Below are 20,840 nucleotides of genomic sequence, written 5' to 3' on the forward strand. Positions count from 1 at the left end.
ATAAAGATGAATTTAAGTCTCACAAAAAACGAACTTAGAGCACTTTATAAAGCAAAAAGAATGGCCTTGTCGAAAGATGAGGTCAATTTTTTGTCTCAAAAACTGCTTGAAAATTTTATTTTACAATTTAATCCTATTGAAAATCAAAAGGTTAATATTTTTTTAGCTATTGAAAAGTTTAATGAAGTCAATACTCAGATTTTCATCGATTATTTTTTTAAGAATAAAATCAGAGTTTTTGTTCCGAAAATTCAAGATGAGAAAATCGTTTCGGTTGAGATTTTCCCTGATTCTGAATTTGAAATTAATAGTTGGGGAATCAAGGAACCTGTTTCAAATGTCGCTTCAAACGTAGAGCTGGACTATGTTTTAACACCTTTGCTTTATTGTGATGCATTAGGAAATAGAGTAGGATACGGAAAAGGTTTCTACGACCAATTCTTTTTCGAATATTCCAAAGTTGAAAAAAAAATCGGATTGAATTTCTTTCCTCCTAGTGAAATTATCAGCGATGTTTATGAAAAAGATGTTCAATTAGATACTTTAATTACGCCTGATAAAATTTTAATATTTTAATTAATTATCTGATTGTCAATGTGGTTAAATTGTAAATTCGTTTTACAGAGCTATTACAAGTTATTTTTTAATGATTTTTGTCAGACGGTGCTACTTTTGTCTTGTAATTATAACGCGATAATTAAGAAACAATTCAATAATAATAATAATTAATTAAAATTTTAGAACATGAAAAAGTCATTATTTGTAGCTGCTATTGCTGCTATCGCTCTTGTAGCTTGTAAAAAAACTGATAACGTAGAAGCTGCTGCTGTTGACTCTGTTGACGCTACTGCTGATTCTGCTGTTGCTGCCATCGATTCTACTGAAACAGCTACTGTTGATTCTGTAAAAGCTACTGCTGATTCTGCTAAAGCTGAAGTTAAAGCTGACGAGAAAGCAACTAAAGATGCTATCAAAAAATAATTAAATCCCAGATTTAATTAAAACAAAACCCGCTAATTAGCGGGTTTTGTTGTTTTTATACTATCAGTTTCTTTTTTGTAGAAACTCGTGAAATAAAATTTGAATTCTTTCTGAAACTTGACTGGTGAAGCCTTCAAGAGATATTGCGCTTTCCGATTGACCGTCGTGATGTAAGTTCTTTTCTTGTCGTAATATTCTACGTCGAAGTCTGCGAAGTCCAAAGTATCTTTTTCGATCACAGATTTGGAGGTTTTCAAATTGCTGATTGTAGCATATCTCACTTTTAGGCTGTCCATTTCTTTCAGAAGTGGTTTCAGATTGTTGGAATCTTTGCTCAAAAAGTGTGCTTGCATTTGGGTATAGATCACGGAGTCAATTTCAGTATCCTTGTTTCCGGATGTGTAAAGCGTTGACAGGTCCAACAAATCCTGAACTTTTTGCGAAGTAATCAGATTAATAGCCTGTAAACTGTCCAAGCTCGATTTTGTGTAAGTTACTCTGTTATTTGCATTTCTTATGGTTTCAAGGGAGTTGTCTTCGCCCTCGTACTTTTTGTTGCAGGAAATAAATCCCAAGATGATCATTGATAGTGATAAAGTCCACCAATAAAATTTATTTTGATTTTTCATCGTCTGTGATTTTGAATCTAATCATTACTATTTTTCCGTTTTTCATCTGAGAATCAATCACTTCTAGCTTTTCCAAAGAAGTTGTAGGAAGCGTAACCAGCGAGATGTATTTTTGTTTGTCTAATGTCTCAATGCCATAGATGTCACTGTCAACCACTTGGTAGATAAGTGCGTTGTCGCTGATGAGTCGATTTAATTCACTTGTTTTTTTCTTAAAATCAATAATTGATTTCGAATAATAATACAGTTGAATGGCATAATCATTCGGTTTCAACTCTATATTTTCTGAATCTGGAGCGCTTGTCAAATCCCGTTTTACAGTATCTGTCCTGTAAAATGGTGAGGAAATAATCATTTTAAGATTCTTACTCTTGGTTTCGTAGACAAATGGAGAGTTAGGTTTTACTTTTATAAGAATAGGTGATTCGTTTTCCCGAATGATTTTCACGTCTAGTTCTCCTCTGATAGAAGAATTTCTATCTGCATCTGTAAAGGCGTAAGTATATTTCTTATAGAAAAGATTATCATAAAATACAAGAATTAGAACCGTTGCAAAAAGAAAAATCGAAATCCCCAACCACAAATATCGCTTTAGGAAATTCTGTTTCTCGCTACTGAAATTAATATTTTGATTGATTTCATCGAAAGCCTGATTGTCAATAGATATTTCAGGTTTTGTATTTTCTGCTGTTTTTGCTTCTGGAATTGTGGTTTCACTTTCAACAACTATGTTTGAAGGCGGCTCTAAAACTTTTTTGTCTTCTGCAATTGGGTTTTTCTTTCGAAATTCTGACCAAGAATTGAATCCAACATACATAGAAAGGATATTGAGCATATCGATTCTTGGGATCTTTTCCTGAGCATTGTTCTTGAAATACGTGTAAAATGTTTTTTCGCTGATATTTCCTTTCGCCTTTTGTCGTAGGTCTTCTTGAAAATAAATAATATCAATCCCTCTCCATTTCGAAATATCATCAAATGAAGGGGAATGCGTTTCAAGATATTTGTCTTGAACTGCTTTTTTCAAGGATTGAAAATATAAAAATTCTATATCTGTCAAAATTCTTTAAATGCTTAATTTGTTGATTTTCAGATGTATTTATTTGTAAACCGTATTTTACAAATATATTACAATTAATATTCAAATACAAAATTTATTTATCGCTGTACTTTTGTCCCGTTCAAATGAGAACAAATCTATTAACTAACAATTTTAAATTTAATTATTATGAAAAAGTCATTATTCGTAGCTGCTATCGCTGCTTTTGCTCTTGTAGCTTGTAAAAAAACTGAAAACGTAGAAACTACTTCTGCTGATTCTCTTAACTCTGATTCTGCTGTTGCTGTTGTTGATTCTGCTACAACTGCTGGTGTTGATTCAGTAAAAGTTGCTGCTGACTCTGCAACTGCTAAAGTTGATTCTGCAAAAGTTGCAAAATAATCTTAAATCTTTTTAAGATCTATAAACCGTTTCTTTCGAGAAGCGGTTTTTTTATTTCTCTAATTTCTGTCTTAGGATTTCGTAACAAGTGATTGCTGCGGCGTTGCTTAGATTCAGAGAGTCGATGGTGCCTGCCATTGGGATGAGGACGTTTTCTCCCTTCTGTTTCCAGAAGTCACTCAAGCCGGAATGTTCTGTTCCGAATAAAACTGCCGATTTTGTTTTCAAATTCTTTTCCTGAATGTTCCTAGCGTTGTCACTCATAAAGGTAGTGAAAATTTGATAGTCATTGACTTTTAGGAATTCTAAAGTTTCATCATTTGACGCTTGGAAAATATTCATACCAAAAAGACAGCCAACACTGGAACGGATGACATTTGGGTTGTAAAAATCTGTTTTTGGGTCGGTGACGATTAAGGCATTGATTCCGAAAGCTTCGCAACTTCTGAGGATGGCGCCAAGATTTCCTGGTTTTTCTACACTTTCTAAAATAATGATGGCTGAATCTTTTTTCGGATTAAACTCGTCTAAGTTTCTTTGTTCTAATTTATAGATTCCGATGATTCCTTCTGTCGTTCCACGATAAGCGATTTTCTCGTACAGTTTTTCTGAGACGTAATGAATTTTTGTCGTTGGTAATTTCCCTTTGAAGATATTTTCGCAGATGTAATATTCCTCCGGAAGATTCCCGAATTCCAAGGCGCGTTCGTTTTCCTGCTGACCTTCTACGATGAAAACGCCGGCTTTTCTTCTTTCCTGATTTTTGGTTAGAAGTCTGGTCAGTCTTTTTATCTTTTCGTTTTGAAGGCTTTCGATGAGCATTTTTGGAAATTTTTCACAAAGATATTAAAAGACTGTTTAAGTTAATAATGTAAAATTTTATAAACCACATAGGCACATAGTTTTTGTATTGCTTTAAGATTAGTTCTATTTTATCTTTTTTAACATTAAAAATTATACTTTTTCTATGTGTCTATGTGTCTATGTGGTTGTAAATTTTAAACCCACATTAAAATAGATTGAGATGAACTTCCGGCTTCCTACTTCCAGCAAAAAATATATATCTTTGTTTTATGATTTTACGAGGAGAAAATTTAATCAAGGAATACGGACCGAAAAAGGTGGTGAAAGGCGTGTCATTGGAAGTTCAGCAAGGCGAAATCGTCGGACTTTTGGGACCAAATGGTGCGGGGAAAACGACGTCGTTTTATATGATTGTTGGATTGGTAAAGCCGACTTTAGGAAACGTTTTCCTTGATAATCAAAATATTACGCAGGACGCGATGTACAAACGTGCGCAAAAGGGAATCGGCTATTTGGCGCAGGAAGCATCGGTTTTCCGGAAGTTGTCTGTGGAGGACAATATTCTGGGCGTGTTGCAATTGACGAAGCTTTCCAAAAAGGAACAGCAGAAAAAATGCGATGAATTGATTGAGGAATTCCACCTGGAACACGTGCGTAAAAACCGTGGCGACTTGCTCTCCGGAGGTGAAAGACGCCGTACGGAAATTGCGCGTTGCTTGGCGACCAGTCCAAATTTTATTCTTTTGGATGAGCCTTTTGCAGGTGTTGACCCGATTGCGGTGGAGGATATTCAGAAGATTGTGAGGTCTCTGGTGGAGAAGAATATCGGGATTTTGATTACCGACCACAACGTTCAGCAGACTTTGGCGATTACCAACAAAACGTATATTATGTTCGAAGGGAAAATCCTGAAAGAGGGAATTCCTGAGGATTTGGCGAATGACCCGGAAGTGAGACAGGCTTATCTTGGGGAGAATTTTAGGTTTGAGAAGATATAAATTTAACTGGAAGAGTTTATTTGGAAAATATGAATCTCTATAAAAAAATAGAACTTAAAAATAAATTTCATAAAACTTTAAGTTTTGATGAGACTTATTTTGAAAAAGTTGCAGACTATAAAATCAGCGGTTCTGATTATTATATAAACTTTGATTTAAATATAACTCAAAATCAAAATTCTGAAATAAACATTTTATATGATGACGGTCCAGATTCTAAAGTTTCCATTGAGTTCATATCGGAAGGAATTGAAAAATTTTTAGCATTTCTCCAAGCAAAGAATATTAGTATAGCAAACGGGCTCGATTTTACAATTTCAAATACCAAAAATCATCCTGTTGATTTTAAAGCAAAAATGTTTATTGTTTTTACATTTAAGCGTTTGTATCATATATTTTTTAGATTAGCTACTAAAACAATTCAAAAACCTATTAATAATTATATTGATTCTATTAACGTAGATGTTGAAGTTCAAGAAGAGATTCCTAAATTTTATTATAATACTAATAATTTTCCATTAAGAAATCGAATTGATTTACCAATTAATTATAAACAAAATTTATTTTTCCTAAAAACAAAGTTGATTAAAAAATATTTTTTTGATGTTGAAGATAACGCTCAAATTGAAATTTCTTTGATATCTCATTATCAACAAGCAAAAGAAGAATTTAGGAGGATTCAATATATCACAATACTTTCAGGTAGTTCAAATGAAAACTTTATGGCTTTTCTTATTGTTAGAGATGTTTTGGAGGAGATTAGAAAGGAAATTTATTCTAAAAATTATAATTTATCAGGAATAGATATTTTCATAAACGTTTTAAATAGCAATATTTATGAGGGATATTTAGAATCCGATTTCAAATATGATTTGTACTTTTTCATTAAAGAAATTATTTTGAGGAGTAATTCAATTTTGATACTTTAGAATTTTATTCAAATATCAATTCTCTCCTGACAAACTCCTGTCACAACCTCGCTTTACATTTGTATTAATAAAAACAAACTATTATGAATGCAACAGCTACAGTCCTCAACTCACAACAACTTTTAATCCATTGGCAAGGCCACAGAAATCTGACAAGAAGAGTGATAGAAGCTTTTCCTGAAAAAGATTTATTCGAATTTTCAATCGGTGGAATGAGACCATTTTCGAAATTGGTTTTGGAAATGATTGCCATCGGCGGACCAGCTTTGAAATCTATTGTAGATGGAACAATCAATGAATTTGATGAGAAAGCTTTCCAGCCAACTACAAAAGCTGAAATCCTTGCAAAATGGGATGAGCAGACAGAAATCATCAATGAATATTTCAGTCAGATTTCAGAAGAACGTTTTCAGGAAACTTTTAACTTATTTGGAGAATATAAATTTCCGATTTATGAAAATGTACTTTATTTCGTTGATAATGAGATTCATCATCGTGGACAAGGTTACGTTTACCTAAGAGCTTTGGGAATCGAGCCTCCGTTTTTCTGGGAAAGATTTTAAATCAAACACATAGACTTAGATATGAAAAGTAAATATTTATATTATGGTAAATTAACTGCGAAATTAGGATATAGAGAAGAACTTTTATCCATTTTGTTGGAAGCATCAAAAATGGTTTCATCTGCAAAAGGATGTCAACTTTATGTTTTGGGCAAGGAAGAAAATGATTTGAATTCAATATACATCACAGAAATCTGGGATAGCAAAAGTGACCACGATGACTCATTAAATATTGAAGAAGTTAGAAATCTAATAAAAAAGGCTATGCCAATTCTGGAGAAGCAACCAGAAAAGGGCAAAGAAATTGAAATATTAGGAGGAATAGGGATTGAATAAATAAATGTTTGACCCAAGTTTAAACGTGAACCCAGCAATTGCTGGGTTTTATTTTAGTCTATCAGAAATATTTTGGATTAAATCAGCCATCGTATCCTTGAGATATTCTGGTTCAATAATCGTCGCATAATCTGCAAATGTAATCAACCAGCGCGGAAAACCCTCATCAATCCAACTCGTTTCGAAGGTTATGAGCATTCCGTTTTCCGTTTCTTCATCGGAAATCCAGCCGTAATATTTCATCGAATTCATAATGTGAGGCATTATTTTCTTCTCGACCAAAAGCTTGACCTGGACTTTTTCCGTATTTGATTTTTGCTTGTAATCTGCAACTTTTCCATATTCTTGATGGAATGGATTTTCTGTTTTAATGATTTTTAAAATTCTGTCAACACGGAATTGTCTGTAATCTTTTCGCATCGTACAAAACGCCATCACATACCAATAATTGAATTCATAAAAAATCCCAACCGCTTCAATTATCCTTTCCGAAGCTTCGGTTTTTGCACTTTCATAATTGATTTTCAGTTGCGTTTTTTCAGAAATACTTTCCAGAATGGTCGGAATAATATTTTTAATCGAATCCGTTTTTTCCGGCTGATAAGAATAGATGTTGATTTGATTTTCAATATCGGTCACCAGATTTTTCTCTGAATTCCGAAGCACAGATTTCACTTTTTCCATCGCCGAATTATAATGAGAACCGAGACTTTCGTGCGAAAAATTCTGCATCAGTTTTTCTGCCGTTATGAAACTGAGAACTTCCTCTTTCGTAAACATCACAGGCGGAAGTTTGTAACCATCGACCAAAGAATAACCCGAACCAGCTTCCCCAAAAATCGGAATGCCTGCATTTTCCAAAGTCTTAATGTCTCTGTAAATCGTTCTGACACTCACCTCAAATTTATCCGCCAAATCCTGTGCGCGAACAATCGGTTTGCTTTGCAATTGCACCAGAATCGAGGTGATGCGGTCTATTTTTTTTATGTAATGGTCTTCATTCATTATTTTTAATTTGAAAGGTCTTCGACTCCGCTCAGACTGACAGATTGAGAGTCTTCAAGAACCTTAGACTGACAAAAGTAATTATTAACGATGTCACACTGAGCGGAGTCGAAGTGTGTTCGCTACAAATGTCATTCATCTTTGTTGTTTAAAAATATCAATAGAAATGGGCTTCAGCCCATTTTGAACAATAGGTTTAAAAAGGCTTTAGCCGAAATTTAAAAATAAGTTTTGTCTAAAGCCATAGTTGATTGTCTATCTTATCATCGGGCTGAAGCCCGACGCAATTGATAAACTTAATGTTAAAATATCATTCATCTTTATAAGTTTTTACCAATCTATCAAGATTTAAACTTCTCGCAGATGCGTCGAAGATTTCCCGGTAAGTTCCGTCTTTTTCATACAATTCTTCGTGCGTTCCGTTTTCCACAACTGCACCTTTTTTCATCACATAAATCATATCTGAATCCAAAATCTGCGACAACGAATGCGAAATTATCACAACTGTTCGTCCTTGTTTTATTGCATCAAGAGAATTTTTAATTTGTTCCGTGGCGATGGCGTCTAGACTCGCGGTTGGTTCATCAAGAAAAATAATTGGTGGATTTTTCAAAAATAATCTGGCGATGGCAATTCTCTGTTGTTGACCTCCGGAAAGTTGCGTGGCGTCGTGGTTGTAAGCTTCCGGCAAATCCATAATCTGCTCGTGGAGATAAGCTTTTGTCGAAGCTTCTTTTATTTCGTCAAATGTGGCGTGAAGATTTCCGTAACGGATATTATCCTCAATGCTTCCTTTGAAAATGTGATTTTTTTGAAGAACCAAACCAAGGTCATCTCGCAGATAATCATTGTCAAAATCATTCAGATTATTCCCATCTAAAAGGATTTCGCCCGAATCTGGTTCGTAAAATTTACAAAGCAAATTGATGATTGTCGATTTTCCTGCGCCACTGAGTCCAACCAAAGCGGTCGTTTTTCCGTTTTCGATTTTGAGGGAAACATTGTGGAGTGCTTTCATCCCGTTTGGATAAGTGAAATCCACATTCTTGATTTCGAAGTTTCCTTTGATGGGGATATTGTTTATGGTTCCGTTTGGTTCGGTTTCTTCGTCGGCGTTCAGGATTTCAAAATAACCTTCGGCGTAAATGAAGGCGTCATTCATATCATCATAAATCCTGTGAAGCTGGCGAATAGGCGCAGAAACGTTGTTGAACAGCATAATGTGAAGCATAATCGCACCAATCGTCATCTGCTGGTCGAGCACGAGATAAACCGTCAAAAGGATAATCAAAACAACACCGAATTGCTCGATGAATGTCTTCAAACCGTCATAAATAAAACTGGTTCGCCTCGTGTAAAGCTGGCTTTCCATCAGCTTCATCTGAAGATTGTATTGCTTGCTTCCTTCAAATTTTTCTCGGACAAAACTTTTTATGACCATTATGGAATTAATCAGATTCAAAAGTCCGGACGTTTTTTGCTCACGCTGATTTCTGAGTGTTCGTCTGACGTTTCCTAATTTTTTCGCCTGTCTTGATGTGACATAAAAATAAATTGGAATCACAAAAGTTGAGACCAAACCGACGTAAACATTCTGCATATACATCACAATCAGCGCAATAATCGCCGTCGAAAAAAGCGGAAGAATATCGATGAAAAAATTCTGAACGAGTTTTGTTAAGCTCTCAATTCCCCTGTCGATTCGGATTTGAAGTTTTCCGGATTCGTGATTTTCGTCGTTGTAATAGGCGATTCGGTAAGTCAGGATTTTGTTGATAGCTTCTTGTGCGAGTTCTGAACTGACATTAATTCTAATCTTTTCACCATAAAATTTCTGTCCAAATTGGATGAAAATATTCGCCAATTCTTTCCCCAAAAGGATAATTGAAATCAAAGTCAGAACGTGAATTCCTTGTTCCATCGGATTGGGAAGTTGCGTCAGTTTGGTCACTTCATCCACCGTGTATTTCAAAACCAAGGGATTGACCTGAGCGAATAATGCGCCGATAAAAGTCAAAGCCAAAGTCACGAAAATCATCATTCGGTAAGGCTTGATGAAGCGTCGCAACTGCTGATAAATATGAATAAGATTGGTGGTTTTTTGAAATGGCTTTTTCATTACAGCAATTTAAGAATTAATTTAAAAACCACATAGACACATAGAAAATGCTTAGCAGAATTAAGTTTAAATAGCTATTTGAACTTTTAGAAAAAATTGTTTTAAAATTCTATTGTGCCTATGTGGTTCAAAAATAAAAAGTTTAATTTTATCAGATAATATTTCAGAATGAAAATATATACAAAAACCGGCGACAAAGGCGAAACCGGACTTTACGGCGGAAGCAGAATCTCCAAAGCCAGCGCGAGAGTGGAATCTTACGGCAACATCGATGAGCTGAATGCGAACATTGGCGTTGCAAAATCACACATTGATGACGAAGCTGTCATTTCTCAACTTAAAAAAATTCAATTTGATTTGTTCACGGTCGGTTCCGAAGCTTCAACACCGATTGATAAATTGTTTTTGGCGAATGGAAAAGCCAGATTGCCATTGGTGATTTCAGACAACGAAATCGAAGAATTGGAAACTTGGATGGATGCGATGGAAGAGAAAGTGGAACCTTTGCAATATTTCATTTTGCCTGGCGGTGGAAAAGCATCGACGTTTCTTCACGTGGCGCGAACGGTTTGTAGAAGAGCAGAACGTAGTTTGGTTTTCCTTAATCAATCCGAAGAAGTGCGAGCAGAATTAATCAAATATTTGAATCGTTTGTCGGATTATCTTTTTGTTTTGGCGAGATATGTTTCGAAGTTGAATAATGAGCCGGAGGAATATTGGAATCCTAATGATAGAAAATGATTTTAACCACAAAAGCTTATTGAATTTTAATTAAATTTTTTTTAAAAAACGCGATGAAAAAACTGATTCTAATACTAATTGGAGCAAGTCTTCTAACTTCTTGTAAGGTTTCTAAACCAACTAATGAAACTCCAAAAGGCTTTTTCTTCAAATGGAAACATAAAAAGAATAATGAGAAATAAAAATTTAATTAATGTTTTTATTATAATTATTGGGATTGTAATCAGTTCGGTTGGTGTATTTTTCAAAATTACACATTGGAGTTTCTTCGGAATTTCAGCAAGTCAATTATTACTAATAGGAACAATTTTAGAAATTGCAGGAGGTTTATTACTTTTGTATAATTTGGTTTTTCCTAAAAAGTCCAATGATTTATAAAATGAAAAAAGCCCTACTTTTCATCAACGGCGAACCGCCAAAGGAATTTCCAAATCTGTCAGATTATGAGTTGATAGCTTGTACAGACGGCGCTTTTCATTATTTGAAGGAATTGAATTTTCCTTTGGATAAGTTGGATTTTATTTCGGGCGATTTTGATTCTCATTCAAATGACGAGGAAATTCTTCAATCCGAAGTTCACGGTTTTGAAATCATCGAAACGCCTGACCAAAATAAAACGGATTTTCACAAAGCAATAGAAATTATTCTTGAAAAAGGTTTTGAAGATATCGATGTTTATGGTGCAAGTGGAGGTGAGCAAGACCATTTTCTTGGGAACTTGAGCGTCGCTTTTTTCTTTAAAAATAAAGTGAATCTTAGATTTTTTGATAATTATTCATCCTATTATTTTATTCCAAAAGAATTCTCAATTTCTGATGTGAAGGACAAAATGATTTCGTTGATGCCGTTTCCAATTGCTAAGAATATTGAAACTAAAGGTTTGAAATGGCCTTTGTACAAAGAAGATTTGATTCTTGGTGAAAGAATTGGAACAAGGAATATTGCAGAGAATCAGGAGGTTTCCATTAAATATAAAGAAGGTGATTTGCTGATTTTTGTTGGGGAAAAATCTAACGCAAAGGCGGACTAACATCTTTCATTCATCAATTACAAGTCGCCAATTGGAATATTTGGTGATGCTTGATTTGCGACTTATTACGATTTGTGATTTTAAATTTTCCTGCGCCTTTGCGTTAAAATATCATCATCATTTTTTTATAGAATTATTAACGTAGAAATTCAGTTTTTTTAATCATTTTTGTACCGTAAAACAATTAACTTTTTTTAGCCGGAAATGAAAATAAAATATTCTGAACTAATTGACCAAACGCTTTATTTTCCTACAGAAGAATTCAATGTAGAAGAGAATAATCTGAAATTCCACGATATCAACCTGATGGAAGTTGTGGAAAAATTCGGAACTCCTTTGAAGTTCAATTATTTACCAAAAATTTCTCAGAATATTGAAAGGGCAAAATTCTGGTTCAAAGAAGCTTTTGAAAAGAACGATTACCAAAAAACCTACAGATATTGCTACTGCACGAAGTCCAGTCATTTTGCATTCGTTGTAGAAGAAGCATTGAAGAATGATATCAGCTTGGAAACGTCTTCGGCTTACGATATGGACATCGTGAAATCCCTTTATGACAAAGGAAAAGTAGATAAAAGTATCGAAGTGATTTGCAACGGTTTCAAAACTGATGATTATTTGACTAAAATCTCAGATTTAATCAACAGCGGTTTCGAAAATATCACACCAATTCTGGATAATTACAGAGAGCTCGATAAGCTGACAGAAAGCATCGACAGAACTTTTGACATCGGAATCAGAATTGCTTCTGAGGAAGAGCCGAAGTTCGAATTTTATACCTCAAGATTAGGAATCGGATACAAAGATATCATCCCATATTACAGCCAAAAAATCGCTGAACATCCGAATGCAAGGCTGAAAATGCTTCACTTTTTCATCAACACTGGAATCAAAGACACGGCTTATTATTGGAATGAATTGTACAAATGTCTCCGCGTTTATGCAAGATTGAAAAAAATTGCGCCAGAAGTGGATTCACTTAATATTGGTGGTGGTTTTCCAATCAAAACGTCACTTAATTTCGATTACGACTATCAATATATGGTCAATGAGATTGTGTCTCAAATCAAGAAATTCTGTGAGGAAGAAGGTGTTGAGGAACCAAACATCTATACAGAATTTGGAAGTTTTACCGTTGGAGAAAGTGGTGGACATTTATATAAAATTATTTCTCAGAAACGTCAGAATGACAGAGAAAAATGGAATATGATTGATTCCTCTTTTATGACAACTTTGCCGGACACTTGGGCGATTTCACGTCACTTCATAATGTTGCCATTGAATCGTTGGGAGGATTCCTACGAAAGGGTTTTTCTTGGTGGATTGACTTGTGATTCAGATGATTACTACAATTCTGAGCAACATACGAATGCAATTTACCTTCCGGTTTTCAATGAGACAAAATCTTTGTACATCGGATTTTTCCATACAGGTGCTTATCAGGAAACGATTGGCGGTTATGGCGGTGTTCACCATTGTTTGATGCCTCAGCCAAAACATATTTTGATTGATAAAGATGAGGATGGGAATCTGACTTACGAGCTTTTCCGTGAGGAGCAAAGGCCCGAAGATGTTCTTAAATTATTAGGCTATTAATTCTAGAGAATAGACTTTTAGATAAGAGATAATAGACAAAAAAAGCGGAATTAATTTCCGCTTTTTTTTATTTGATTTCTGTGATGAATTCTTCGTTTGGTGTTCTGTATTTTTTCAGATTTACCAGCCAGTCTCCGCTTGTGTCTCTGTAGCCTAAAGGTAGAATCACAACGCTTTTAAGACCTTTTTCTCTTAAACCTAAAAGTTCGTCAAGCGCATTCATATCAAAACCTTCCATTGGTGTTGCGTCCACTTTTTGTTCAGCGGCGGCAGCGATTGCCAATCCGAAAGAGATGTATGCTTGTTTTGCAGCGTGCGTTGCGTGCCATTCGCTTCCAAGAGGCTCGTACATTCCCCAAAGTCTCGCTTTGTAATCGTCCATCGCTTCTGTTGGAATTCCTCTTTCTGCAGTCGTTTTTTCGAAAACTTCAGAAATGCTGTTGTGAGAATAGCCGTCCCAAGCTGCCCAGAACAAAAGGTGAGAACCATCTGTAATCTGAGCTTGACCATAAGCGATTGGCTGAATTTTCTCCAATAATTCTCTGTTGGTGATGACGAATAATCTGTAAGGTTGCAAACCAGATGATGAAGGCGCCAATCTAGCCGCCTCCACGATGTAATCTACTTTATCTTGAGGAACGGGTTCGCCGTTCATTTTCTTTGTTGCGTAGCGCCAGTTCAAATCTTCTAATAAACTCATTTTCAATGATTTTTTAAATTGAGAGTACAAAGTTAAGCAAGAAAAGTTTATTTTTGTAATGAGGTTACGAAAAGTTACTATCAATAAAAAGTTACGGGATTGATAATTAGATAATTGTGTAATTTTAAAATACGATTTCTTATCATATGATATTAAATCTAAATTTGAGAAATTAAAAATTTATGAAAATAAAATGCTGTAAAACCAATATGTTGGCCGTTCAGGATACAATGGATGTTTTGAAAGGGAGATGGAAAATCCATATCATTGCCGCGCTGTGTTACAGCAAGTTGAGGTTTTCGGACATTCAAAAAGAAATTGAGGGTGTCTCTGCAAAAATGCTGAGCAGTGAATTGAAAGATCTGGAAGAGAATCAATTAGTGAAAAGAACAGTTCTCAATACGCAACCAATAAGTGTGGAATATGAACTGACAGAATACGGCTACACGTTGAAAAAAGTCATCGAAAATCTTGCGGATTGGGGCGTCCAGCATCGGAAGACGATTCTCGGAAAAGCGTTGGAAAATTAATCTAATTTTGATCTAAATTAATTTTTAAAATTGGATTGATCTCAGAATTTTTTATCTTTAATGCTTGTCTTTGATTTTTTCTTAAAATGCTGGTCAGATTGTTTTCTTTGATATTGTTCTTGGGGTTTGCAGTAAGTGCGAATGCCCAAATAACTGATGCTCAGAATCTGACAAAAGATGTGAAATCATTGATGTATTCTGACCCGGAAAAAGCAATCAAAGCATCACAATATATTGTTTCCAATCAAAGTTTTGGAACCACGGAAGATGTTTATAATGCCTGGCTTCTACAAGCCGAAATTTATTTTGATCTTCGAAGATACAACGATGCGGTTGTAAAATTGATTTCGGCGGATAGAATTTCACAAAGCGTTGACAATGATTTCCTGAAAGCGAAGAATGAAACTCTGATCGGAAAGGTGTATTTAGTTCTTGGTTTTTTTGATGAATACCAATACGTTATCAAAGATCTTGATCAACTTTCGAAATCTCTGAATGAGGAGGAGAAAAAGACAGTTGAACTTTGGAAAAAAGAATTGGAGATTCTAAAACTCTATCATCAAGGAAAATATAAGGAAAGTCTGGCGAAAATCAAAACCAATGTCAGTGCCGAAAGTAATCTTGATTCTTCGTACCAATCTCGCATTCAGGTTGTTAAATCAAGTATGGAAAACAGTCCAAAGCTTAATTTTGGTAATTCAGAAATTTATTTTCAATTTTTATCAGCTTTGATAGACTCGAAATCTAAAATAAAAAAAGGTGAATTTGGAGTTGCTGATTTTTCAAAATTGAAAGCACAATTTCCCAATTATAAATCCGATATTTTCTATCTCGACCTTTACAAAGAATTGTCGAATGTGGTTTGTGAAAGCGGTTCTGCAGATTGTTTCGAGACCAGAAAAGAGTATATAAAACTTTTAAAAGCTTCTGTATCGGATAAGCAAGAAGCGCGTGTGAATGTCATCAATCTCATCGATCAAAAAGAAAACTCCAAGATTAATGAGCAAAAGAGAGTTCAGAGTTTATGGTTGTTATTCTTAATTATAATTGGTGCTTTGTCTTTGATTGTCAGTTTGATATATTATTTTGTGATTAAGAGTAAGGCGAATGTTGCAACGGTAGAATTCGAAAAGGAAAATATTTCCAAAGAATATGAGCAAAAACTGAGCGATCAGCTGAAAGATTTCCAAGCAAGTCACGTGTTTACAATTCCAGAAAAGACTGAGAATCTGATTCTTTCCAATCTAGAATCGTTTGAAAAAAGCAAAGATGTGAGAGATCCAAATCTTTCTTTATCAGTGTTGGCCAAGCGGATGAACACGAATTCCAAGTATTTGTCAGAAGTCATCAATAAGCATAAAGGAAAGAATTTCAATAATTATTTGAATGAATTGAGAGTCAACTATATCGTTGAAAAATTAATTCAAAATCCTGAATATCTGCAATATAAGACAAGTTATCTTGCGGAAGAAGCTGGTTTTGCCTCGCGTACAACTTTCACGACTATTTTTAAGAATGTGACTGGGAAAAGCCCGTCGCAGTTTATCGATGAACTTAAAAACAGATGATATGAAGAAAAGTTTGTACGTCTTGTTTTTATTAATTTCCATTCTTGGTTTCTCGCAATCTGAATCCAAATTGGAAAAACAGATCATAGAAGTTGATAGATTGGCTTTTTTGGATCCGGATTCTGCTTTGATAGTGGCGAAAAAGATAGAACCGAAACTCAATGACGACCGATTGAAAAGCAAACTTCTTCTAGCAAAAGGAAGCGCATATTCTGTAAAACATTTATCTTCTACAGCGTTGAAATCCGGTTTTGAAGCGTTGGACATTTCTCAAAAAGCCAAAGATTCCGTAATGATGGTGAATACGTTGGGATTCATTGGTAATCAGTATTATATCTTGAAACTTAATAAAAAAGCGATCAATCATCTGAACAGGGCTGAGACTATCATTGATTTTCTGAATGATGCATCTCTGAATCAGATGACTGCTAATATTTATTTTGTTAAAGCATTGATTTACAAAGATAATTTAGATCCGGCATTTGCAATTACTTATTTTGATAAAGCAATTGATGCCTATAATAAAATTGATGACAGAAGCAGTGTTCTAAATCGAAATATTACCAAGATTCAAAAGGGATATTCTTTGCTTGATATTGGAAAATTGGATGAGGCAGAAGCTATATTTCAAGAAGTTATCGGTGTTTCAGAACTTAGTAAAATGACGGAAGTTACGTCGTACGCAAAAGTCGGTTTGGCATTTACATATGAGAAAAAGAAAGATTACAAAAGCGCAAATGCAATTCTTTTAGAAACAGAAAAGCAAATTGGACAAAGTCCAAATATTGGAATTCTGACAGAAGTTTATGATGCTTTAAGTCAAAATTATTTGGATCAAAACAACGCCGAACAATATTTCAATTACAACAGAAAGCTCGAAAAAAACATCTTAGAAAATGATGAAATCGAGACAAGATCTTTCTCGGATCTGCTTAAAAAAAATATAGAATCGCAAAATGATGAGTTTGATAATAATCAAAATAAATTCTATTTGTTTGTCATTTTAATAATTTTATTTACGATCGGTAGCTTATTTTACATCAGAAAAAAGATAAATCAGCTGAAATCCTCAAATTATCATTAAATAATCTTTTTTCGATTTAATTGTTTGATTGTTAGTGTTTTAAAAATGTAAAAACGGTGTCAATAATCGTGTAAATTCTATAATTCCTAACATCAATAGTTTTATTTTTAGAAATTTCATAGGTACATTTGGTTTATAATTAAAATCAGAAAATATGAAATTGAAAAACGCTTTTCTTGCATCGTTGCTTTTATCGGGAATGCTGTCTGCACAAACTATTGCTATAGATACAACCGTACCTAATAATCCTGCACCTGAAAACAGTATTTTGGAATATTGGTATTGGGCTTACGGTATCAAGGTTACTGGAAGTGGTTTTGCTTCTAACGCGACAATCAAATTTACGTCAGTAGATCCTCAAGGTGGTTTGAGGTCTTTAACTTCTACAACAGATGCTACAGGAAATATCACTTTCCAATTCAATGGTTGGACCAATACTTCTCCGTTGGGAAATTACACGCTAAATGTTGAAGATGCTTCTGGAAAAACGGTAACCGGAAATTATATTGTTGTCAAAGATCCTAAAAACGTTATTACGGGGACTGCAACACCGGTAGAATTCAAAATGATGAATTTTGCATCTGGTTCTACCGTAAAAGTTAAAAATTTGGTTCCTTATGGACAAGTGAAAATTAATGTTGGTGATCCTGCGTCTGGTGCTTGGGAACTCAACAAAGATGAGGAGATGTTTGCTGATGAAAACGGAGAACTGGATATAGCCTTCAATAGTAATTCTAAACTTTTTGCTCCCGCTGGGATGGTTCCTCTTCAAGCTGTGGAAGGTAACTGGAGCATAAGTTATAACGATTGGTCTGGAGAAGGTCTTAAAGGAAGTACGAAAATCAGAGTTCTTCCAAATAACCCAAGCACGTCATCATATTGTGGCGTTAGCGCAACTGTTTCTGAGCCGATCACATCTGTTACATTTGCTGATTTGACTAATGTTTCTGACCCTAACGCAAGCAGTTCTTACGAAAACTTCCTTTCAAAAGTTGGAAATATCGAAAGAGGTAAAGAGTACAAAATGACTGTGAAAGGTAATACGACCGGTTCTTGGAAAGTGAGCACATTCACGGCTTTCATCGATTGGAATCAAAACGGAATCCTGGATAACGAGAATGAGATCCACAGAATTGGATTTGTAAAAGGAAGTACGGGAATGGATGACATTTCAGCAGAATTGACAATCAAAGTTCCTGAAAATGCAGTGGTTGGAAATACAAGACTCAGACTTTTGAAAGTTAATTCGCCTTCTACTTTCGCAATGTTCTGGCCGACTGGCGCTTGCGGAAATTATAATAATGGACAAGTCGAAGATTATACATTGAATGTAAAAGAAGCGTTGGCAACCAATGAAACTTCATTCAGCAAAGTACAGCTTTATCCAAATCCTGTAAAAGATGTCTTGACTGTTTCTTCTAATAAAAAAGTGAACTCCATCTCTGTCTACAATGCAAACGGACAATTGGTAAAAACTGCACAGAATGCAAATACTGTCAATATGAGTAATCTTTCTGCTGGTGTTTATGTTATTACAACGGATGTGGATGGAAAAACCGAGACTTCCAAAGTGATCAAGAAATAATACTAAACACAAAATTCTTCAAAAAAAATTAAAAAACTTTTCCGGCTAATGTCAAGTTCTACTTTATCAGTAGCCGGATTTTTATTGCCCAACTTTAACTATTAATATAACTAACTTATATGAAAAAATCTATACTGTTTTTGCCACTTTTTGTGGGAACATCAATTTTTGCACAAGTAGATGTGGCGGCTACCTCCGGAACGGGAACTGCTACTTACACTACTGTCAAAGGTGCTTTCGATGCCATCAATGCTGGGACGCATCAAGGTGCAATTAATATTACGATCACTGCAAATACTTCAGAAACTGCCACGGCGATTTTGAACAGAAGCACTGGAACTTCTAATTTCTCATCCGTTGTTTTGAAACCAGCTGCGGGCGTAACAGCTTCTATCACGAATGCTTCTGCGCCTGGTGCTGTTCTAAGAATTCTTGGAAGTAATGTTACGATAGATGGAAGCAACGATGGTTCGGATTCTAAAAACCTTAGTATCGTCAATAGTTTTACCACGGGCGCACAAGTTGTGGTGTTAGGATCTGGCGATGTTGCAAATCCGTTGTCCAATGTAACTTTGAAAAATACCAACGTCATCAATAGCATCAAATCTGCTGGTTACGGAATCGTCGTAGCAAACGGAACTGGTTCTGCAACTGCAACAGCTGGATATTTCAATAACATTAAAATAGAAAATAATTCTGTTCAGAGGTCTTATCAGGGGATTTATTTCCTTGCTGTTTCTGCCACTGGAAATGGTGCGAATTCCATCATCTCAAAAAATGATCTGTCAACAAGCGGAGAAAATTGCAACAGATTTTTAGGGATTTACCTAGGCGGAACAGATGGTGTGACTGTTTCGGAGAACAAGATCGGGAATTTTGAAAATACAACCAACGAATCAAAAAGAGGAATGTGGCTGGCTATTGGAACTATGAACTCAACGATTTCTGATAATATCATAGATAACATCGGTGTCAATAATGCTGGAGGTGGAAGTGCAACAGGGATTCAAATTTTCACGAATGCTGGATTTGGTGGTGTTCCATCTTCAAACAAAATTCTACGAAACAAAATTTCAAACTTGTACAGTAATGGATTCAATAGTTCTGTTACTGGTATCACTGTCGGGACTAGCTCAAATACTGCGGGTACTGTGATAAGCCAAAATGAGATCAGTAATCTGGTAGGAAACAGGACAGCAACTACAGTTGGCTACGGTGCGCAAGCAATCATATTGGGTAGTGGAACAGCATCTAATACATTAGTTAGCAATAATTTCATTTCAAAAATATCAAGTTTTGCGGCTAATACAGGTTCTGGAACTTACACTGGTGGAATTATGGTCAATGCAGGATCTGGATATAAGATTTACAACAATTCGGTTTATTTGACAGAAACTCAGAATGATGGAACCAATAGAGGTCTTCCTATCGCTTTCAGCGTGACTTCTGGTGTTACTACTGCAGGTGCTATCGATCTTAGAAATAACATTTTTGTGACAAACCTTGCAGATGCTGCAGTCCCAGCTTTCGCAATGTCCACGACGCCAGTTAGTACAATATATTCAAACATAGAAAATAACATCTATTACAGTTCTGGACCTGCTTTGGGACAAACGCCTGGAGGTCCGCCTGCTTACACGGATATTGCGGGAATGAAAAGTATCTTAGGTGGAAACAACAATTCCATAGAAGTGCTTCCACGATTTGTTTCCAATACAGATCTTCATTTGACTCAAGATATTGAGAATTTAGCGATTGATAACAAAGGAGTTACGTTAACAGATGTTACAGTTGATATTGATGATGAAGCCAGAAATGCAACGACGCCGGATATTGGTGCGGACGAATTTACGATTGAAACAATGGCCGTGAATGATGTGGCAAACAAAGCAAAAGTTCAAGTTTATCCAAATCCTGTGAATGATGTTTTGACTGTTTCTTCTGACAAAAAAGTAAATCAGATTTCGGTTTATAATGTCGGCGGGCAATTGATTCAAGAAGCAAAAAATTCTAACGTCATCAATCTTACAAAACTTTCCTCAGGTGTTTATTTTGTAAAAACAACGATTGAAGGAAAAGTAGAAATGACCAAGGTTATTAAGAAATAAATTTAATTCATCATAATTATTTAAACGAGACGAGGCTGATCTTTGAAAGGCCTCGTTTTTTTAGGGTTTGAAATGATTATCATTAATATTTTT

General features: G+C 35.1%; 22 protein-coding genes. 16 read left to right on the forward strand and 6 right to left on the reverse strand.

The features are described 5' to 3' along the window. Positions 1-6: 6 nt before the first annotated feature. Positions 7-576 (forward strand): 5-formyltetrahydrofolate cyclo-ligase, encoded by a 570-nt coding sequence (locus IO90_RS16575; RefSeq protein WP_034969873.1) that lies wholly within the window; start codon positions 7-9, stop codon positions 574-576. Between the two features lie 168 nt (positions 577-744). Then, positions 745-981 carry a hypothetical protein gene (locus IO90_RS16580; protein WP_034969877.1) on the forward strand — a complete coding sequence of 79 codons (237 nt, stop codon included), beginning with the start codon at positions 745-747 and terminating at the stop codon, positions 979-981. A 32-nt stretch (positions 982-1,013) separates the two neighbouring features. On the opposite strand, the gene IO90_RS16585 is transcribed toward IO90_RS16580, so the two are convergent. Both IO90_RS16585 and IO90_RS16590 read right to left on the reverse strand, forming a co-directional pair. After that, a complete protein-coding gene (locus IO90_RS16585; RefSeq protein ID WP_051878867.1) occupies positions 1,014-1,610 on the reverse strand; it encodes a hypothetical protein in 597 nt (198 codons plus the stop codon). Then, positions 1,594-2,637, reverse strand: coding sequence for a hypothetical protein (locus tag IO90_RS16590; RefSeq protein WP_316931192.1), 1,044 nt, complete (start codon positions 2,635-2,637; stop codon positions 1,594-1,596). Before IO90_RS16590 ends, IO90_RS16585 begins: the two co-directional genes overlap by 17 nt. Before the next feature lie 201 nt (positions 2,638-2,838). Here IO90_RS16590 and IO90_RS16595 point away from each other — a divergent pair, with 201 nt between their 5' ends. Beyond that, entirely contained in the window at positions 2,839-3,051 is a 213-nt protein-coding gene (locus tag IO90_RS16595; RefSeq protein ID WP_034969884.1) for a hypothetical protein, read from the forward strand. A 51-nt stretch (positions 3,052-3,102) separates the two neighbouring features. Here IO90_RS16595 and IO90_RS16600 read toward each other — a convergent pair whose 3' ends face one another. Continuing rightward, positions 3,103-3,873: a TrmH family RNA methyltransferase gene (locus IO90_RS16600; RefSeq protein WP_034969886.1), complete on the reverse strand. Its 771-nt coding sequence runs from the start codon at positions 3,871-3,873 to the stop codon at positions 3,103-3,105. A 251-nt stretch (positions 3,874-4,124) separates the two neighbouring features. Between IO90_RS16600 and lptB the strand changes: the two genes are divergently transcribed. The 4 genes from lptB to IO90_RS16620 all read left to right on the forward strand — a co-directional run bounded on the left by lptB (position 4,125) and on the right by IO90_RS16620 (position 6,681). Next, the gene (lptB, locus tag IO90_RS16605; protein WP_034969887.1) at positions 4,125-4,853 is read left to right on the forward strand and encodes an LPS export ABC transporter ATP-binding protein; all 729 of its coding nucleotides are present in this window, start codon (positions 4,125-4,127) and stop codon (positions 4,851-4,853) included. Between the two features lie 29 nt (positions 4,854-4,882). After that, on the forward strand, positions 4,883-5,782 hold the full coding sequence (locus tag IO90_RS16610) for a hypothetical protein (protein WP_034969889.1): 900 nt from the start codon (positions 4,883-4,885) through the stop codon (positions 5,780-5,782). Positions 5,783-5,865: 83 nt separating this feature from the next. Continuing rightward, entirely contained in the window at positions 5,866-6,345 is a 480-nt protein-coding gene (locus tag IO90_RS16615; protein WP_034969893.1) for a DinB family protein, read from the forward strand. A 21-nt stretch (positions 6,346-6,366) separates the two neighbouring features. After that, a complete protein-coding gene (locus IO90_RS16620) occupies positions 6,367-6,681 on the forward strand; it encodes a putative quinol monooxygenase (RefSeq protein ID WP_034969897.1) in 315 nt (104 codons plus the stop codon). Between the two features lie 48 nt (positions 6,682-6,729). Here the strand turns inward: IO90_RS16620 and IO90_RS16625 are convergent, their stop codons facing one another. Together IO90_RS16625 and IO90_RS16630 are read right to left on the reverse strand one after the other, a co-directional pair. Then, on the reverse strand, positions 6,730-7,686 hold the full coding sequence (locus IO90_RS16625; RefSeq protein ID WP_034969901.1) for a helix-turn-helix transcriptional regulator: 957 nt from the start codon (positions 7,684-7,686) through the stop codon (positions 6,730-6,732). A gap of 310 nt (positions 7,687-7,996) precedes the next feature. After that, entirely contained in the window at positions 7,997-9,724 is a 1,728-nt protein-coding gene (locus tag IO90_RS16630) for an ABC transporter ATP-binding protein (protein ID WP_051878909.1), read from the reverse strand. A gap of 249 nt (positions 9,725-9,973) precedes the next feature. Here IO90_RS16630 and IO90_RS16635 point away from each other — a divergent pair, with 249 nt between their 5' ends. The 4 genes from IO90_RS16635 (at position 9,974) to IO90_RS16650 (ending at position 13,172) form a co-directional block, all read left to right on the forward strand. Continuing rightward, complete coding sequence (locus IO90_RS16635; RefSeq protein WP_034969908.1) at positions 9,974-10,546, forward strand: cob(I)yrinic acid a,c-diamide adenosyltransferase; 573 nt, start codon at positions 9,974-9,976, stop codon at positions 10,544-10,546. A gap of 123 nt (positions 10,547-10,669) precedes the next feature. Then, entirely contained in the window at positions 10,670-10,924 is a 255-nt protein-coding gene (locus tag IO90_RS16640) for a hypothetical protein (protein WP_131450907.1), read from the forward strand. A gap of 1 nt (position 10,925) precedes the next feature. Then, on the forward strand, positions 10,926-11,576 hold the full coding sequence (locus IO90_RS16645; RefSeq protein WP_185094391.1) for a thiamine diphosphokinase: 651 nt from the start codon (positions 10,926-10,928) through the stop codon (positions 11,574-11,576). Between the two features lie 204 nt (positions 11,577-11,780). After that, complete coding sequence (locus IO90_RS16650) at positions 11,781-13,172, forward strand: decarboxylase (protein WP_034969917.1); 1,392 nt, start codon at positions 11,781-11,783, stop codon at positions 13,170-13,172. A gap of 67 nt (positions 13,173-13,239) precedes the next feature. Here IO90_RS16650 and IO90_RS16655 read toward each other — a convergent pair whose 3' ends face one another. Next, complete coding sequence (locus IO90_RS16655) at positions 13,240-13,872, reverse strand: nitroreductase family protein (protein ID WP_034969921.1); 633 nt, start codon at positions 13,870-13,872, stop codon at positions 13,240-13,242. A gap of 182 nt (positions 13,873-14,054) precedes the next feature. Here IO90_RS16655 and IO90_RS16660 point away from each other — a divergent pair, with 182 nt between their 5' ends. The 5 genes from IO90_RS16660 to IO90_RS16680 all read left to right on the forward strand — a co-directional run bounded on the left by IO90_RS16660 (position 14,055) and on the right by IO90_RS16680 (position 20,747). Beyond that, entirely contained in the window at positions 14,055-14,402 is a 348-nt protein-coding gene (locus tag IO90_RS16660) for a winged helix-turn-helix transcriptional regulator (RefSeq protein ID WP_034969925.1), read from the forward strand. Between the two features lie 86 nt (positions 14,403-14,488). After that, the gene (locus IO90_RS18525) at positions 14,489-15,970 is read left to right on the forward strand and encodes a helix-turn-helix domain-containing protein (RefSeq protein ID WP_051878872.1); all 1,482 of its coding nucleotides are present in this window, start codon (positions 14,489-14,491) and stop codon (positions 15,968-15,970) included. 1 nt (position 15,971) lies between these two features. Next, positions 15,972-17,054 (forward strand): hypothetical protein, encoded by a 1,083-nt coding sequence (locus tag IO90_RS16670; protein ID WP_131450908.1) that lies wholly within the window; start codon positions 15,972-15,974, stop codon positions 17,052-17,054. Between the two features lie 154 nt (positions 17,055-17,208). After that, on the forward strand, positions 17,209-18,639 hold the full coding sequence (locus IO90_RS16675; protein ID WP_034969933.1) for a GEVED domain-containing protein: 1,431 nt from the start codon (positions 17,209-17,211) through the stop codon (positions 18,637-18,639). Positions 18,640-18,758: 119 nt separating this feature from the next. Continuing rightward, positions 18,759-20,747 (forward strand): beta strand repeat-containing protein, encoded by a 1,989-nt coding sequence (locus IO90_RS16680; protein WP_034969937.1) that lies wholly within the window; start codon positions 18,759-18,761, stop codon positions 20,745-20,747. Positions 20,748-20,840: the final 93 nt, after the last annotated feature.

It is taken from the genome of Chryseobacterium sp. FH1, from assembly GCF_000735135.1.
Lineage (GTDB): Bacteria > Bacteroidota > Bacteroidia > Flavobacteriales > Weeksellaceae > Epilithonimonas.

Excerpts from the sequence above, each read along its gene's own strand:
- IO90_RS16575 (WP_034969873.1), top strand. The coding sequence starts at position 7 with ATGAATTTAAGTCTCACAAAAAACGAACTTAGAGCACTTTATAAAGCA.
- IO90_RS16580 (WP_034969877.1), top strand. The coding sequence starts at position 745 with ATGAAAAAGTCATTATTTGTAGCTGCTATTGCTGCTATCGCTCTTGTA.
- IO90_RS16585 (WP_051878867.1), bottom strand. The coding sequence starts at position 1,610 with ATGAAAAATCAAAATAAATTTTATTGGTGGACTTTATCACTATCAATG.
- IO90_RS16595 (WP_034969884.1), top strand. The coding sequence starts at position 2,839 with ATGAAAAAGTCATTATTCGTAGCTGCTATCGCTGCTTTTGCTCTTGTA.
- IO90_RS16600 (WP_034969886.1), bottom strand. The coding sequence starts at position 3,873 with ATGCTCATCGAAAGCCTTCAAAACGAAAAGATAAAAAGACTGACCAGA.
- lptB (WP_034969887.1), top strand. The coding sequence starts at position 4,125 with ATGATTTTACGAGGAGAAAATTTAATCAAGGAATACGGACCGAAAAAG.
- IO90_RS16610 (WP_034969889.1), top strand. The coding sequence starts at position 4,883 with ATGAATCTCTATAAAAAAATAGAACTTAAAAATAAATTTCATAAAACT.
- IO90_RS16615 (WP_034969893.1), top strand. The coding sequence starts at position 5,866 with ATGAATGCAACAGCTACAGTCCTCAACTCACAACAACTTTTAATCCAT.
- IO90_RS16620 (WP_034969897.1), top strand. The coding sequence starts at position 6,367 with ATGAAAAGTAAATATTTATATTATGGTAAATTAACTGCGAAATTAGGA.
- IO90_RS16625 (WP_034969901.1), bottom strand. The coding sequence starts at position 7,686 with ATGAATGAAGACCATTACATAAAAAAAATAGACCGCATCACCTCGATT.
- IO90_RS16630 (WP_051878909.1), bottom strand. The coding sequence starts at position 9,724 with ATGATTTTCGTGACTTTGGCTTTGACTTTTATCGGCGCATTATTCGCT.
- IO90_RS16635 (WP_034969908.1), top strand. The coding sequence starts at position 9,974 with ATGAAAATATATACAAAAACCGGCGACAAAGGCGAAACCGGACTTTAC.
- IO90_RS16640 (WP_131450907.1), top strand. The coding sequence starts at position 10,670 with ATGAAACTCCAAAAGGCTTTTTCTTCAAATGGAAACATAAAAAGAATA.
- IO90_RS16645 (WP_185094391.1), top strand. The coding sequence starts at position 10,926 with ATGAAAAAAGCCCTACTTTTCATCAACGGCGAACCGCCAAAGGAATTT.
- IO90_RS16650 (WP_034969917.1), top strand. The coding sequence starts at position 11,781 with ATGAAAATAAAATATTCTGAACTAATTGACCAAACGCTTTATTTTCCT.
- IO90_RS16655 (WP_034969921.1), bottom strand. The coding sequence starts at position 13,872 with ATGAGTTTATTAGAAGATTTGAACTGGCGCTACGCAACAAAGAAAATG.
- IO90_RS16660 (WP_034969925.1), top strand. The coding sequence starts at position 14,055 with ATGAAAATAAAATGCTGTAAAACCAATATGTTGGCCGTTCAGGATACA.
- IO90_RS18525 (WP_051878872.1), top strand. The coding sequence starts at position 14,489 with ATGCTGGTCAGATTGTTTTCTTTGATATTGTTCTTGGGGTTTGCAGTA.
- IO90_RS16670 (WP_131450908.1), top strand. The coding sequence starts at position 15,972 with ATGAAGAAAAGTTTGTACGTCTTGTTTTTATTAATTTCCATTCTTGGT.
- IO90_RS16675 (WP_034969933.1), top strand. The coding sequence starts at position 17,209 with ATGAAATTGAAAAACGCTTTTCTTGCATCGTTGCTTTTATCGGGAATG.
- IO90_RS16680 (WP_034969937.1), top strand. The coding sequence starts at position 18,759 with ATGAAAAAATCTATACTGTTTTTGCCACTTTTTGTGGGAACATCAATT.